A 15,652-nucleotide genomic window follows, 5' to 3' on the forward strand; every position below is an offset into this window, starting at 1 on the left:
CTGTTCGAGCCAGCCGAATGCAGAAACTTCTTCAAGGCTGCCGGATATGAGGCCAATTAATAGCGACACGCTTTAGTCCGCGCCTTCTTCGTTTAAGACCAGCGGCAGGTTCGCCATCTTTCGCCCGCTATGTTCGGCGAGCGAGATGCCGCCCAGCACCAGGACGAGCGCCAGCGCCTGGTAGATTTGGAATGTCTCACCGACGATCAGCACCGACAGCAGCGTGCCGAAGATCGGCACCAGGTTGATGAACAGCCCGGCCCGGTTGGCACCGATCAGTTCGTTGCCCCTGATGTAGAGGATCTGCGAAATGACCGAGGCGCCGACCGCGGTGTAGACGATGATCACCCAGCCGCTGATATCGGGGACGATGACCTTGCCGGCCGCGGCTTCCCACAGGACAAAAGGCAGCGAGGTGATGAGCGCTGCGATCGACAGCGCCAGCATCAGGCTTTGCCAGCGCATCTCCGGTTTCAGCCGCAGCCCGACCGAATAGCCGCTGTAGAGTATGACGGCGATCAGCATGATGGCGTCGCCGAAATTGAGTTCCAGCGTCAGCAGCCCGCGCGGGTCGCCGTGGCAGGCGGTCAGCACCACGCCCGCAATGGTCAGTACGACGCCGGCGATCTGCGCCCAGTTCACCCCCAAGCGGAAAAAGATGAAATTGGCGACGATGATCAGGATCGGCATCGCCGCCTGTTCGATCGAGACGTTGATCGCGGTTGTATAGTTGAGCGCGGTGTAGAAGATGGTGTTGAACAAAGTGAAGCCGCAGGCGCCAAGCACGCCGAGCAGCAGCCAGTGTTTTCGCACCACCGGCCAGTCTTCACGGATCGTGTGCCAGCCGATCGGCAACATGATCGCCACCGCCAGCACCCAGCGCAGGAAGACCAGCATCATCGGCGAGACATGGTCGACCGCCAGCTTGCCGGCGACGGAATTGCCGCCCCACAGCAAGGTGGTGACAGCCAAGAACAGGTAGGCGCGTCGATGCATTGGGGGATTCCGGCCGCCGCAGAAGCTGTGGTGTTGCCGGCCTATTGCCATCGCCGGCCCAAGTAAATGATGTCAAAGCCGAAAATTGTTGTGCCTCAGGGCATTTTCGGCGGCAAAGAAAGGTCGCGCTTGCGAGGTCTTGACGCTATAGAGGCCTGTCGTTTCGAACCATATCCAGGCCGCCAGGGCGGCATCTCAAGGGAAAAGAAACATGGCCAATGTGGTGGTCGTCGGCTCGCAATGGGGCGACGAAGGCAAGGGCAAGATCGTCGACTGGTTGTCGGAGCGCGCCGACGTGGTCGTGCGCTTCCAGGGTGGCCACAATGCCGGCCACACGCTGGTCGTCGACGGCAAGGTCTACAAACTGTCGCTGCTGCCGTCGGGCGTGGTGCGGCAAGGCAAGCTGTCGATCATCGGCAATGGCGTCGTCTTCGACCCGCACGCCTTTGTCGCTGAAGTGGCCAAACTCAAGGCGCAAGGCGTCGAGGTGACGCCGGACCGCCTGAAAATAGCCGAAAACACCGCGCTTATCCTGTCGCTGCACCGGGAACTGGACGGATTTCGCGAGGACGCCGCCTCAAATTCCGGAACGAAAATTGGCACGACCCGTCGTGGCATCGGCCCCGCCTATGAGGACAAGGTGGGCCGGCGAGCGGTTCGGGTGATGGATCTGGCGGATTTGGAAACGCTGCCCCTCAAGGTCGACAGGCTGCTGACGCATCACAATGCGCTGCGTCGCGGGCTTGGCCATGGCGAGGTTACCCACGAGGCGATCATGACCGAGCTGACTTCGGTCGCCGATGAGATCCTGCCCTATATGGACCGCGTCTGGAAAATCCTCGACGACAAGCGCCGCGCCGGCGAGCGCATCCTGTTCGAGGGCGCGCAAGGCACGCTGCTCGACATCGACCACGGCACTTATCCGTTCGTCACCTCGTCCAACACCGTCGCCGGTCAGGCCGCGGCCGGTTCGGGCGTCGGCCCGGGCGCCATCGGCTATGTGCTGGGCATCACCAAGGCCTATACGACGCGTGTCGGCGAGGGCCCGTTCCCGACCGAGCAGAAGAACGAAATCGGCGAGTTCCTCGGCACGCGCGGCCACGAATTCGGCGTCGTCACCGGGCGCAAGCGCCGCTGCGGCTGGTTCGACGCCGTGCTGGTGCGCCAGGCCGTCGCCGTCAACGGCATCAAGGGCATCGCGCTGACCAAGCTCGACGTGCTCGATGGTCTGGACGAGATCAAGGTCTGCACCGGCTACCGGCTCGACGGCGAGATGATCGACTATCTGCCGGCCAGTCAGGGCGCGCAGGCGCGCGTCGAACCGGTCTACGAGACGCTCGAGGGTTGGAAAGGCACCACCGCCGGCGCGCGCAGCTGGAACGACCTTCCGGCGCAGGCCGTCAAATATGTCCGTTACATCGAGGAGCTCATCGGCGCACCCGTCGCGCTCCTTTCCACCAGCCCGGAACGGGACGACACAATACTTGTGACCGATCCGTTTCAAGACTAGTTTTCTGAAGCCTTTCCGGGCATCGCGGCCGATTTGCGGGGGCCGGCGCGGAAATAAAATACAGGTCGACTGAAGCATGGCAGATTTCGTTGCTGTTCTGAAAAAGGCGCTCGACAAATATGGCGAGCCGGCGCTCGACGTGCGTACGAGGACCTACGACGGCGCCCGTGCCGCGCTGGTCAAGAAGCTTGCGGATTTTTCGCCGCCGCTGTCCGCCGAAGTCATTGCCAAGCAGAAACGCTCCCTGGAAGACGCAATTTCAAGTGTCGAGCGGGACTATGCCAAACCGGCGCCGGCATCCGATCCGCTGGCTGAGCTCGAGCACATCTTCTCCTCCATTGACCGCAACAAGAACCAGCCCAGTCATGTCAAGCCGCCAGTCACGCCCGCGCCCGCGCCGGCATGGCAGCCGGCGAAACCCGTGCAGCCGGCGCCGGTTGCCCGGACGGAGCCGAGCTGGCAGAGGCCCGCACCGACACCGCCGCCTGCCGCGCGTGCAGAAACCGTCAACGAGCAAGCCGCGGAGCTGGACGCCGACGACGATAGCGCCGATGTGTTTGCCAATGACAAGCAGCCGGCCGCGGACACGTTCCAGCGCCTGCGCCCGGCCGAGCGCAAGCGCAGCTATGGCGGGCTGATCGCCGCTGTCGTCGCGCTGCTGGTAGTCGCCGGCGGCGGCTATGGCATCTGGCTGAACAAGGATGCGTTTGGCTCGATGCTCGGCTTTGGCGACACCAAGACGGTCTCGACCGAACCGCTGGTCAAGCCGGCGCCGGCAAAGCCCGCGGTCGAGGCGCCCGCACCGGCTGCTGGCGGCGAGGGAACGAAATTCACGCAGCGCCTGACGCCCGAAGGCGGTGAGACCGACCCCGGTCCCGCGGCCGGTCAAAGCGGCATTGGCGAGGGCGAGTCCGTCGCCGCGCTGACCACGCCACCGCCTCCGGCTCCGGCCCCTGCGGCGGCGCAAGCGCCCGCGACCCCGGCGCCCGGCGACACCGCAGCCACGACGGCGCCCGCCACGCCGGCGCCTGACGCTTCCGCCACGCCGCCGGCAACGCCGCCCGCCGATGGCGCCGCTCCGCCGGCCACTGGGGCAGCACCGGCTGATGCCGCTGCCACGCCGCCGGCGCCCGCAACCGGCACGCCGCCCGCAGCACCGACGGCCGCAACTCCCGAGCCGACCGTTGCGGTCGGCCAGAAGGCGATCTTCTACGAGGAACGCACCTCGACCGCGCAGGGGTCGGCCGAACCCGGCAGCATCGTCTGGTCGCTGGTGCAGGAATCGCCCGGCGGCGACCTGCCGCCCGAGCCGGCGATCCGCGCCGAGGCGACCATTCCCGGCAAGGACATCCAGCTGCGCATGACCATCCGCCGCAACACCGACCAGACGCTGCCGGCCAGCCATATCATCGAGATGATCTTCCTGACGCCCCAGGGGTTCGACGGCGGCGGCGTCGACAACATCCTGCGCGTTGCCATGAAGAGCTCCGAGCAGGATGCCGGCAGTCCGCTGATCGGCATCCCGGCCAAGATCGCCGACGGCTTCTTCCTGGTGGCGCTCAACGACACCAAGGCCGACGAGGACGCCAATCTGACCTTGCTCAGAGGCCAGGACTGGATCGACGTGCCGGTGGTCTACAAGACCGGACGCCGCGCGCTGCTGACCATGGAAAAGGGCATTCCCGGCGAGAAGGTGTTCGACGAGGCGCTGAAGGCCTGGCAGGCGAAGACGGCCGGCTGAGGGACGGGGGCAGCACCGCCAGCCTTCGTTCAGAAGCCCTGGAACAGCATGTCCAGCGCGGCGACGATGTCGTCGTGATGCTTCGTCAGATTCAGCCGGCTTTCACCCAGTTCGCTCGCCGGAACGGTGGCGATCAGGTGCGTGGCCATAACCAGCTTGCGGCCGTTGATCTCGAAGATCGGATGAAGCTTGCGCATCGGCGGCGGGACTGATGCGACCGGCAGGAGCGGGACGACAATCCGCGTTTTGAAATTGTCGAGCAGGTCGGATTGAACGTCGAGCACATAGTTGCCTTCGGTACGGCCGGCGAAGACATCATAGCGGGGCATCAGAACTGCCGGTACTCTTCCAAGGGAATGCCATTCTTGTCGATGTAGCTGTTCCACGCATCCATCGTGGCGCGATTCTCAAGCTTCCAAAGGCGCGTCTTTTCGGCAGCCACAGCCTCCGCGATGCCTGCCTCCGCAGCACGCGAGACATTCACATCAAGCCCCTTGGCTTCTCTCATGAGGTTCGAGTCGATCGACAGATTTGCTGGCTGACGGATCGCATTCAAGGCAATCTTACGCATACTAGCCTCCGCAACATGCGCATAATGTATGCGCATTTTGGTACAGAGGCAATAATCAAGCACGTTGGTGCAGGTGCCCGGCCCTCCGCTACGGCTCCGGGCGTTTCGTCCCTTCAATCGACAAGTTTGTTGTCGATTGATCGGCCCTACGGCCGAACGCTCCTCACCCCTCCATCTCCTCGCGCAACATCTCCAGTTCCAGCCACTCTTCCTCCAGCGCGGCCAGCGTGACACGTTCCTTGTCGAGGGCGGCGATGGTCTTCTGGAACGAAGCCGGGTCACGTTCGTAATAAGCGGGGTCGGCGATGTTGCTTTCCAGCCGCGAGATCGAGGCCGTCACCGCCTCGATTTTCTTGGGCAGCGATTCCAGTGCGAATTTCTGCTTGAACGACAGTTTCTTCGCTGGTCCTTTCGGTATAGCCGTCTCGCTTTTGCCCGCTGCGGGCGTGTCGCCGACCTCAGTCTTGGTCCGCGCCTTGCGGTCGTCGAGCCGGGTGCCGCCGCGCTGCGCCAGCATGTCGGAATAGCCACCAGCATATTCGATCCACCGGCCGCCACCGTCCGGCGCGATGATGCTTGTGACCGTACGGTCGAGAAAATCGCGGTCGTGGCTGACCAGGATGACAGTGCCGGCAAAACCGGCGACGAGTTCCTGCAGCAGCTCCAGCGTTTCCATGTCGAGATCGTTGGTCGGCTCATCAAGCACCAGAAGGTTGGCCGGCCGGGCCAGGACGCGGGCCAAAAGCAGCCGCGCCCGCTCGCCGCCGGACAGCTCGCGCACCGGAGTACGCGCCTGTTCCGGCTTGAACAGGAAATCCTTCATGTAGGAAACGACATGGCGCTGCTCGCCATTGATGACGAGGTTTTCGCCGCGCCCGTCGGTGAGGTATTGCGCCAGCGTCTCGGCTGGGTCGACCGACTCGCGCTTCTGGTCGAGCGTGGCGATTTCCAGATTGGTGCCGAGCCGCACCGAGCCGGCATCCGGCTTCATCTCGCCGGTCAGCATCTTCAACAGCGTCGTCTTGCCGGCGCCGTTGGGTCCGACGAGGCCGACGCGGTCGCCGCGCTGGATCCGGGTCGAGAAGCCTTTGACCACGGTGAGGTCGCCAAAACTCTTCTCGATGTTCTTGGCCTCGATCACCAGCTTGCCGGATTCGGCGGCGTCGCTGGCCACCATGGTGGCCGAGCCTTCGGCGCCGCGATGGCCGCGAAAGCGCTGACGCATGGTCTGCAATTCGCCGAGCCGGCGCATGTTGCGCTTGCGCCGCGCCGTCACGCCATAGCGCAGCCAGTGCTCCTCGCGCACGATCTGCCGGCCGAGCTTGTGCTGCTCACGCTCTTCCTCTTCCAGCACAAGGTCGCGCCATTCCTCGAAATGGCCAAAGCCCTTGTCAAGACGGCGGGTCTGGCCGCGATCCAGCCAGACGGTGGCGCGCGAGACGCGTTCGAGGAAGCGACGATCATGCGAGATGACGATCAGCGCCGAAGAGGTGCGAACCAGCTCCTCTTCCAGCCACTCGATGACCTGGAGATCGAGATGGTTGGTCGGCTCATCAAGCAGCAAAATGTCGGGCTCCGGCGCCATGACGCGGGCAAGCGCAGCGCGCCGCGCCTCGCCGCCGGAGAGGTCGTTGGGGTTTTCCGTGCCGGTGAGGCCGAGATGCTCCATCAGATAGGTGGCGCGGTAGGGATCGTCAGCCGGCCCGAGTCCCGCCTCGACATAGGCACGCACATTGGCAAAGCCGTCCATGTCGGGCATTTGCGGGAGATAGCGCACCGTCGCAGAAGGCTGGCGGAAGACTTCGCCGTCCTGCGGTTCGATCAGCCCTGCGGCGATCTTGAGCAGCGTCGACTTGCCGGAGCCGTTGCGGCCGACGAGCGCGATCTTGTCGCCGGCGGATGCGGTGAGTTCGGCGCCGTCGAGCAGCGGCGTGCCGCCGAAGGTCAGTCTTATCCCGTCGAGGTTGAGAAGGGGCGGGGCCATGTCAGCTTTCAGGCAAGGGATAGGGATGAGCGAGCAGCAGCGCGCGGCCATGGCCGAGCGCGATTTCGAGGCCGCCCCCGGTCTTGTTGGACTTGACCTCGTTGGAGATGGTCAGCGACGAGCCGAAGGCGACCTCGACATGGTCGAGCGGCCATTTGGCGCCGGAAACGGTCAGGCCTGAGAGATCGGAAAAGCCGAGCACCGAAAACAGGGTGCCGTCGGCATAGTCGAAGCCGGCCTTGCCCGGCAGCAAGGGGATGCCTTCCTGTGCGCCGCTGGTCAACAACACTTTCGTGCCGGCCTCGGCCAGCCGCAGGCTGAGCGCCAGATGCAGGTAGGCATGGTCGGCGCGTTTGCCGCCGAAAGCGCCGGCCAGCACAAGGCTGGTGGCGCCGCGTTCCAGTGCGGCGGCGATGGCCAGCTCGCCATCGGTCTTGTCCTTTTCGGGCGGAAATACCTGGCGCGGCACGGCGGCGAGATCGGCGGGCAGGTCCGCCGGCACGGAATCGAAATCGCCCACCCATAGCTCCGGCTTCAGGCCGAGCAGGCGGGCATGGCCGATGCCGGCGTCGGCGGCGATGATGCGCGTGCCTTCGACCTGGCGGTCGAGCCGCGGCGTGCGGATGAGATCGCCGCCAAGCAGGATGGTGAATGTGCTCATATCCGGTGGCCCTTACCAGCCCCGCCGGCGAAACGAAAGGCCGGGCCTCGCCGTCGCTCTTTGTTGGAGCACGATCTTTTTCCGGAAACCGTTCCCACTTTTCGGGATCATGCTCTGGCAAACTTCCACTTGCATGGCACCTTGGCCGGGCCTATGTGTCGAAGCGCTCTAACGGGGTGCCGGACGCGATCTTCGCGGACCGGCTGAGAGGCAGTCTCGCCAACCCGCTGAACCTGATCCGGTTTGTACCGGCGGAGGGATTAGATGCTTCGGACAGCCCGACGCCTCAATTCCTTTCAACACGAATGAAGGAGGCGCCGATGTGCATGTTTTTATCCCGTCTTGCCCCAGCCCTGGGTCTTGCTGTTTCGCTTTTGGCAAGCCCTGCGTCCGCGCAGGACAAACTCACCGTCTACACCTACGAGAGCTTCACCGCCGACTGGGGCCCGGGTCCTGCGGTGAAGAAGGAATTCGAGGCCGAATGCGGCTGCAGCGTCGACTTCGTCTCGGTCGCCGACGGCGTCGCGCTGCTCAACCGCGTCAAGCTTGAGGGGGCCTCGACCAAGGCCGACATCGTGCTTGGCCTCGACACCAACTTGACCGCCGAGGCCAAGGCCTCCGGCCTGTTTGTCCCGCACGGCCCGGTGTCTGAAAACAGCGTGCCGGGCGGCTGGAGCGACGATACTTTCGTCCCCTACGACTACGGCTATTTCGCTTTCGTTTACGACACCGAGAAGCTGAAGAACCCGCCCAAGAGCCTGAAGGAACTGGTCGAAGGCGATGCCGCCGACAAGATCGTCATCCAGGATCCGCGCACCTCGACGCCGGGCCTTGGCCTGCTGCTCTGGGTCAAGTCGGTCTATGGCGACAAGGCGCCGGAGGCATGGGCGAAGCTCAAGCCAAAAGTGCTGACGGTGACACCGGGCTGGAGCGAGGCCTACGGCCTGTTCACCAAGGGCGAGGCGCCGATGGTGCTGTCCTACACGACATCGCCGGCCTACCACATGGTGGCCGAAAACACCGAGCGCTATCAGGCGGCGTCCTTCGAGGAAGGCGAATACCTGCAGATCGAGGTCGCCGGCATCACTACCACGGGTGCGAAAAACCCGCTGGCGGCAAAGTTTTTGGCCTTCATGACCGGGCCGAAATTCCAGGATGTCATTCCCGAGACCAACTGGATGTTCCCGGCCGGGAAAACCGACAAGCCGCTCAACCCGGCCTTCGACAAACTGGTCAAGCCGGCGAAGACGCTGCTGTTCAGCCCGGAAGAGGTTGCGGCTAACCGCAAGGCCTGGGTGGATGAGTGGCTGGCGGTGATGAGCAAGTAGCTTGCTATATGATCGCAAGATGAGTGCTCTACGGCACCCCCCTCTGTCCTGCCGGACATCTCCCCCACGAGGGGGGAGATTGGGTGTCGCCTCGGCTTTCGCCAACCTCCAACGTTTTGAGCGGATTGCGGAAACTGCTGATCTCCCCCCTCGTGGGGGAGATGTCCGGCAGGACAGAGGGGGGCGCGAAGGAACGCAACGCCCGCTAAAGATCTTTTGGGCGGTCCGGCGTGCAACGCTCTGACCCCCGCATCACCGCCGGCATTGTCGCGCTTGCGGCAATCGCGCTGCTGATCGGCGGCGCCTTCGCGGGCCTCATCCTAGAAGGCGCGCACGACCTCCGCGGTGCTGCGTCCGCCTTCGATCTCTATCTCCTGCGCGTCACCCGCTTCACCCTGTGGCAGGCGGTACTCTCGACGCTGCTTTCGGTCGTACCGGCGCTCTTCGTCGCCCGCGCTCTGTCGCGGCACCCGCGCTTCTTGGGCCGCGGCTTCATTCTGCAACTGTTCACCGTGCCGCTGGCCCTGCCGGCGATTGTCGCGGCGCTCGGCATACTGGCGCTCTATGGCCGGGCCGCCTACTTCGCCGGGATCGCCGGCCAAAGCTGGCCCGATATCTACGGCCTGTCAGGCATCCTTGTCGCCCATGTCTTCTTCAACCTGCCACTGGCGACGCGGTTGTTCCTCGAGGCGCTAGGCACGGTGCCTGCCGATCAATGGCGGCTGGCAAGCCAGCTCGGCATGGGGGCCAGGCCGGCCTTCCGGCTGATCGAATGGCCGGTGCTGCGGTCGGCTTTGCCGGGCGTCGCTGGCCTTGTCTTCATGCTTTGCATCACCTCATTCACCATCGTCCTCATCCTCGGCGGCGGGCCGGCGGCGACGACGCTGGAGGTCGCCATCTACCAAGCGCTGCGCTTCGACTTCGATCCCGCGCGTGCTGTGACGCTGACGGTGCTGCAGATCGCGCTGACCTTCGCCGTTGTGCTGGCGCTGACGCGGCTTGGCGCCAATGTGACCGGCGACGCCAACCTTCCCGTGGCGCCGCGCCGCTATCTCTCGGCCGGCACAACCGAAACGGCGCTCAACGCCACCCTGATCGTGCTCGCCTTGCTGTTCGTCGCCGGGCCGATGGCGGCAACCGTCGCATCCGGCCTTGGCGCCGATCTCGGCCGGCTGGCCGGCGAGAGCGCGGTGCGCCAGGCGACGCTGACCAGCGCCTGTCTCAGCCTGCTGGCGGCGCTGCTTTCGGTGTCGCTATCGCTGTCGCTGATCATGGCGCGCCGGGCGCTGTCCCTACACCGCCGTGACGGCGCCCGCTCGCTGCTCGAACATGCCACCGACACCGGCGCCGGTTTTGTCCTCGTCGTGCCGCCCATCGTCATCGGCGCCGGCTGGTTTCTCCTGCTGCGCACGGTCGCCGATGTCTTTGCCATCGCGCCGGTCATGGTCGTCACCGTCAACGCGGTGATGGCGATGCCCTTCGCCATCCGCGCGATGCGTCCGGCCTATGATGCAGCTAGCGAACGCCACGAAAAGCTGTGCGCACAGCTCGGCATTTCGGGCTGGAGCCGGCTGCGGCTGGTCGACTGGCCGTCGCTGCGGCGGCCGCTGGCCACGGGCTTTGCCTTCGCCATGGCGCTGTCGCTTGGCGATCTCGGCGTCATCGCGCTGTTCGGCAGCGATTCGGTGCAGACATTGCCCTATCTCCTGCTGGCACGCATGGGCAGCTACCGCACGGCCGACGCCGCCGGACTGGCCTTGCTGCTTGGACTGGTCTGCCTCGCACTGGTGGTCGCCGCGGACTGGCTGGGACGAGGAGAAAGATCGTGAATTCCGCCAACAAGAGCGCGGTCGTGCGGCTGGACAAGGTCGCGTTCAGCTATGGCGAGGCGCCGTTCCTGTTCGATGTCGAGTTCACTGCCTCGAAAATCACCGCCATCATGGGGGCGAGCGGTTCGGGAAAGTCGACCCTGCTCAACCTGGTGGCCGGCTTCGAGACGCGGCAATCCGGCCGCGTTCTGATCGGCGGCGCCGATGTCAGCACCGTGCCGCCGTCGGCGCGGCCGGTGTCGATGGTGTTCCAGGAAAACAATCTGTTTGCCCACCTCTCGGTCGAGAAGAATGTCGGCCTCGGCCGCTCGCCATCGCTTAGCCTGGCGCAAACCGACCGCGCCGCAATCGCCGAGGCACTGAGCCGTGTCGGCCTTGCCGGCAAGGAAAAGCGCCTGCCGCGAGAACTCTCCGGCGGCGAAAGGCAGCGTGTGGCGCTCGCCCGCGTGCTGGTGCGCGACCGGCCGGTGCTGTTGCTCGACGAGCCGTTCGCCTCGCTTGGGCCCGCACTGCGCGACGACATGCTCGACCTCGTGGCCGGCGTCCATGCCGAGCGGGCGATGACGGTGTTGTTCGTCACGCATCAGCCGGAAGACGCGCGACGCATCGGCGAGGACATGGTTTTTCTGGACAATGGTCGGGTTGCCGCAACGGGAGCTGCCGCCGATTTTTTCGACGGCACTGGTCATGAAGCGTTTCGGCGCTATATCGGCGCAAGTTCGGGCGGATCACGCGATATTGCCCGGAAGCGGACATAATTTACGACCAAACCGCCTACAGGTGATGTGGCGCTTGCTTGCCATGGTCCAGCTGATGTGGCTAGGTCCGCCCAGTACTGGTCCGGCACGAGCCGTGATTTGCCCCCTACAGCGCCGCATCCATCCGGATGCGTAAAACGCTGTAGGTTTTTTGATTTGTGCAGGATTGCCACCGAAAATTCGATTTTCGCTGGCGCGGACCCCTGGGTCCAGGTCATGCGCCGAGAGCTGAAGGGACGCCGTGCTGTCGACCGGCACTGACACTTGGAGACGCAGACCGCTGGCGCGCTTCCTCGCGCTGGCCGGCCTTGCCGTGGCACTGGCCAGTTGCCAGATGTTCACGCCTCCGGAAGTGCAGGAATCCGGCTTCCAGCCTTCCGACAAGCCGATCACGGTCGACAATGTCGCCGCCAACAGCAAGCTTGCCGAACTGGCGAAGGCGCAGCATCCGCGCATTCTCGCCACCTATGGCGGCGAATATTCCGATCCCAAGCTCGAGCGGATGGTGGCCAAGGTTGTCGGCAGCCTGACCGTGGTGTCGGCCAATCCGACCCAGACCTATCGCATCACCATCCTCAATTCGCCCAACGTCAACGCCTTCGCGCTGCCGGGCGGATATCTCTATGTCACCCGCGGCCTGTTGGCGCTGGCCAATGATTCGGCCGAACTCGCCGCCGTCATCGCGCATGAGATGGGCCACGTCACCGCCAATCACGGCCTGCAGCGCCAGCAGCTCGAGGCCGAGGAAGGCCTGGCGACCAAGGTGGTTTCCGATGTGCTCGGCGACAGCCCGACCGCCAAGGCGGCATTGATCCGCGGCAAGCTCAGACTGGCGCAGTTCTCGCGCAACCAGGAGCTGGAGGCCGACGCCATCGGCATCAAGTCGATCGGCGAAGCCGGCTACGATCCCTATGCCGCCGGCCGCTTCCTGCAGTCGATGTCGGCCTATACCGATTTCCGCTCGATATCAGGCGCCACCGATGCCAGCCTCGACTTCCTGGCCACGCACCCCAACACGCCGCAGCGCATCGATCTGGCTCAGCGCCACGCCCGCCAGTTCGGCGCGCCGGGCGTCGGCACGCGCGACCGCGATTCCTTCCTGGCTGGCATTGACGGCCTGCTCTACGGCGACACGCCGGAAGAAGGCTATGTGCGCGGCCAGACATTCCTGCATCCGGGGCTCGGCGTATCGTTCACCGTGCCGAACGGTTTCATCATCGACAATACGGCTGCGGCGGTGACGGCGACCGGGCCGGGCGACATGGCGATCCGCTTCGACGGCGTGTCGATCGACAAGGATCGTGCGCTCACCGACTATATCAGAAGCGGCTGGGTGGCCGGTCTCGACGAGACCAGCGTGCGGCAGGAGACGATCAACGGCAACGAGGCAGCGACCGCGCATGCCGGCGCCGACGGTTGGCAGTTCGACATTGCGGTGATCCGTGCCGGCGGCCAGGTCTACCGGCTGTTGACGGCGGCCCCCTCGGCCAGCGCAACGCTCGACCCGGTTGCGCGCTCGGTCAGCGGCTCGTTCCGCATCCTGAGTGCGGCCGAAAAGGCGGCGCTGAAGCCACTACACATCCGCGTCGTCACCGTTCAGGCCGGCCAGACCATGGGCTCGCTTTCGGCGCAAATGGTCGGCGTCGACCGCAAGCTCGATCTGTTCAGGGTGCTCAACGCGATGTCGCCGGGCGCCTCGGTTTCGGCCGGCGACAAGGTCAAGATCGTCACGGACAAGTAGCAGCGCAGTCCGGTTCGATAGGGCTTGCCCGCACGATGTATGGCTGTGGGCACTGCCACTCTCAGAAGTTGCTGTTAGTGTCGGTATCGGTACCGCTGTCGATATCGGTACCGCTGTCGCCATCGGTGCCTTCACTAGTGGTGTTCTCGCCACCACCGCGATTTGCAGAACGGTGCTCGGAACCATCACCGTTGTTGCCGCTCCAGGCCATTCGGCCGGTTTGCGGCACGGGTTTGGTCGGGATTGCTGCGGCTGTCCGCTTGCCTGGTTTCGGGGCCTTCGGTCTTGGCGCGGGTATGGGAACTACCTTTATTTTCGTGATGATTTTCGGGGGCCGTACCTTGCACGCCGGAATCGCCAAGGCGACCCGCTTTGGGGTGCTGAGAACACCCAGGGAATACATCTCTTGCCGCTCCATCCCGGCTCTGAAGAAGGCGAGCGCACGGTCCGGATCAGCCGGAACACCATTGCGACCTTCCATGAATATCGACGCGAGATCGTTCATGGCATCGATATGCCCCATTGCCGCAGATTTGAGCAGCAAGTCCAATCCCTTGGCGGCATCGCGCTGGACGCCGCGGCCATTGAACAGGGTGCGTCCCCACGCGGTCATGGCGTAGGGGTCACCCTTTTCGGATGCGTCCGAATAGAAGCGGTTGGCCTGTTCGGGATCCGGGGCCGTCCCGATTCCCGACGAGACGATGGAGCCGAGGGCGAAAACCGCGCGGACGTATCCCTTGTCGGCGGCCTGCTGGATTGCCTGCCTGGCCTCGTTGACCTTGCCCGAGGCCAGCAACGCCCGTCCGAGTTGGTAACGGAAGCGGGCAATCTCCGGATAGGCCTTCACCGAGGCCTGGCAGAGCTCAACCGCGTCGTCGCCAATCTCGTTCGCCAGCCGGCCCGGGACAATGCCTTGTAGGTCGAGAGGTTCGCCCGCCGCTCGATCGCAGGGATCGACGCTCGGCGACAGTTTCAGCGTCGCCGTCTTCGATGTGTTGTCGGCGCGGATCTGAAGGCCGATCTCGACCGGCGTCGCGGAGCCGATCTGCGCCTCGTAGCGCAATTTGTCGACATCGTCGGCCATCAGGCTCGATTGAGGCGACAGGATGCGGTCCGGCAGGGACAGCGTCCCCGTTGCCGGATAGGTTGCAAGCTTCAGGCTGATCGACGGGTCCTTGGCCGGGAAATCCAACTTGAGCGGAATAGGGCCGACGCCGACGGGAATTTCGATGTCGCGGTTTTCGATCGCCTCGGCGGCGTCGGCGATACGAATGCCGCGTTCAACCACCGCCTGCTTTTGCTCGGCGGCGATTGAGGCCATGAGTTGCTTGCTATCGGCGCCCGCGCCGTTTCTGATCCGCAACAACAGAACGCCTTGGGACTCGCCACCCCACTCGTTGTGCGTGGTGTAGGCCAGCGTATCCACCTGTTCCTGCCCACCCGCCAATTCGGGGGCGTCCATGCGCAGACGCGGCAGGTCGGTACCCTCGATCCTTTCGCCCATGGCCAAGGGCTTGCCATCAAGCGTCAGCTGTCCGAGTGCCGGCAGGCTTTCGATGCTGACGCTGACTGCGCCACCGTCGACGTCAACTGGCGCCGGCAGATCCAGCGCGACTGGCCCGATACCGGACGGCACGATCTTCTCCAGCACCGGCGGCAGCGCCGGGCGGTTGGCGCGGGGCATCAGAAACACATCATCGAGAAGCGAGGAATTTTCCCATGGAACCTGCTTGCCATCGGTTGCCTTGACGACGTCGCGGCGCACGGCGGCCATGACTGCCCTGATCTCCTGGTTCGGCGCCAACGCACGACGGGAGAAGGCGGAGGAAAATGGGCTGAGATTGCCGCCCCCGTCATAGGCAACGGCTCCCGGCTCGGTGGCAAAGGCGATCAGCGCGTTCTCAGAACCCTTCACCTGCGCCAACCCACTACCGCTGGCGACGATCAGCTGGTCGCGAAGCCAATAGTTCTTACGCGGAAAAGGATTGTTGCGGCAGGCGTCGAGGATGATCACCTGGATTTTCGATTTCGAGCGCAACTGCTGCAACATGTCGTCGAGCTTGATTGCCTGGACTTCCACGTCGGCCGGATCCTTAAGCGTGGCGTCGACCGGGATAAGAAAGTTCTCGCCGCCGATCTGGAAGCCGTGGCCCGAATAATAGACCACCGCAAGATCAGCACCGTCGGCCGCCGCGAGATAGGTGCGGAAGCGGTCCTCGAACTGAAGTCTGGTCAAATCCTTGGCGACGAAAACGTCGAAGCCGGCCATCCGGAACGTGCTTGCGATGTCTCCGGCGTCCTTGTCCGGGTTCTTGAGCGCCGGAAGCTCCCGGTATTCGGAATTGCCGATCACGAAAGCAACCCTTCGATCGGCACTAGCCTCGAAAGTCGTCAGGGTCACAAGGATCAAAGCTGCAAGAAACACGCAGAGTCGCGACATGGCAAAATCCTCATCCGCTATGATCTGGTGAACCCCAGCAGACACCCTGCAGCTCAGCGGGTCTGTTAAAGAATTCACAATCTGCGAATGAGG

At 64.3% G+C, this 15,652-nt stretch carries 12 protein-coding genes and 1 riboswitch; of the genes, 6 read left to right on the forward strand and 6 right to left on the reverse strand.

The window, feature by feature from the left end:
* Positions 1-72: 72 nt before the first annotated feature.
* The gene (locus tag FJV77_RS25005; protein ID WP_142869265.1) at positions 73-996 is read right to left on the reverse strand and encodes a DMT family transporter; all 924 of its coding nucleotides are present in this window, start codon (positions 994-996) and stop codon (positions 73-75) included.
* 211 nt (positions 997-1,207) lie between these two features.
* On the opposite strand from FJV77_RS25005, the gene FJV77_RS25010 reads away from it, so the two are divergent.
* Positions 1,208-2,506, forward strand: coding sequence for an adenylosuccinate synthase (locus tag FJV77_RS25010; RefSeq protein ID WP_142869266.1), 1,299 nt, complete (start codon positions 1,208-1,210; stop codon positions 2,504-2,506).
* Between the two features lie 76 nt (positions 2,507-2,582).
* Complete coding sequence (locus FJV77_RS25015; protein ID WP_142869267.1) at positions 2,583-4,247, forward strand: hypothetical protein; 1,665 nt, start codon at positions 2,583-2,585, stop codon at positions 4,245-4,247.
* A 29-nt stretch (positions 4,248-4,276) separates the two neighbouring features.
* Here FJV77_RS25015 and FJV77_RS25020 read toward each other — a convergent pair whose 3' ends face one another.
* From FJV77_RS25020 to FJV77_RS25035, 4 genes are all read right to left on the reverse strand, one after another.
* The gene (locus tag FJV77_RS25020) at positions 4,277-4,576 is read right to left on the reverse strand and encodes a CcdB family protein (protein WP_142869268.1); all 300 of its coding nucleotides are present in this window, start codon (positions 4,574-4,576) and stop codon (positions 4,277-4,279) included.
* On the reverse strand, positions 4,576-4,818 hold the full coding sequence (locus FJV77_RS25025) for a type II toxin-antitoxin system CcdA family antitoxin (protein ID WP_142869269.1): 243 nt from the start codon (positions 4,816-4,818) through the stop codon (positions 4,576-4,578). Before FJV77_RS25025 ends, FJV77_RS25020 begins: the two co-directional genes overlap by 1 nt.
* Before the next feature lie 163 nt (positions 4,819-4,981).
* Complete coding sequence (locus FJV77_RS25030) at positions 4,982-6,802, reverse strand: ABC-F family ATP-binding cassette domain-containing protein (RefSeq protein WP_142869270.1); 1,821 nt, start codon at positions 6,800-6,802, stop codon at positions 4,982-4,984.
* 1 nt (position 6,803) lies between these two features.
* Positions 6,804-7,463 carry a thiamine diphosphokinase gene (locus tag FJV77_RS25035; protein WP_142869271.1) on the reverse strand — a complete coding sequence of 220 codons (660 nt, stop codon included), beginning with the start codon at positions 7,461-7,463 and terminating at the stop codon, positions 6,804-6,806.
* A gap of 162 nt (positions 7,464-7,625) precedes the next feature.
* Positions 7,626-7,740, forward strand: a riboswitch (TPP riboswitch).
* Between the two features lie 49 nt (positions 7,741-7,789).
* Here FJV77_RS25035 and thiB point away from each other — a divergent pair.
* The 4 genes from thiB to FJV77_RS25060 all read left to right on the forward strand — a co-directional run bounded on the left by thiB (position 7,790) and on the right by FJV77_RS25060 (position 13,119).
* Positions 7,790-8,791 (forward strand): thiamine ABC transporter substrate binding subunit, encoded by a 1,002-nt coding sequence (gene thiB, locus FJV77_RS25040; protein ID WP_142869272.1) that lies wholly within the window; start codon positions 7,790-7,792, stop codon positions 8,789-8,791.
* Positions 8,792-9,021: 230 nt separating this feature from the next.
* Positions 9,022-10,620, forward strand: a complete 1,599-nt coding sequence (thiP, locus tag FJV77_RS25050; protein ID WP_142869273.1) for a thiamine/thiamine pyrophosphate ABC transporter permease — start codon at positions 9,022-9,024, stop codon at positions 10,618-10,620.
* The gene (gene thiQ / locus FJV77_RS25055) at positions 10,617-11,378 is read left to right on the forward strand and encodes a thiamine ABC transporter ATP-binding protein (protein ID WP_246691380.1); all 762 of its coding nucleotides are present in this window, start codon (positions 10,617-10,619) and stop codon (positions 11,376-11,378) included. Before thiP ends, thiQ begins: the two co-directional genes overlap by 4 nt.
* Before the next feature lie 334 nt (positions 11,379-11,712).
* Positions 11,713-13,119, forward strand: a complete 1,407-nt coding sequence (locus FJV77_RS25060; RefSeq protein WP_348643834.1) for a M48 family metalloprotease — start codon at positions 11,713-11,715, stop codon at positions 13,117-13,119.
* A 61-nt stretch (positions 13,120-13,180) separates the two neighbouring features.
* On the opposite strand, the gene FJV77_RS25065 is transcribed toward FJV77_RS25060, so the two are convergent.
* Positions 13,181-15,559 carry a caspase family protein gene (locus FJV77_RS25065; RefSeq protein ID WP_142869275.1) on the reverse strand — a complete coding sequence of 793 codons (2,379 nt, stop codon included), beginning with the start codon at positions 15,557-15,559 and terminating at the stop codon, positions 13,181-13,183.
* Positions 15,560-15,652 lie beyond the last annotated feature (93 nt).

It is taken from the genome of Mesorhizobium sp. WSM4306 (assembly GCF_007003975.1).
Taxonomy (GTDB): domain Bacteria; phylum Pseudomonadota; class Alphaproteobacteria; order Rhizobiales; family Rhizobiaceae; genus Mesorhizobium.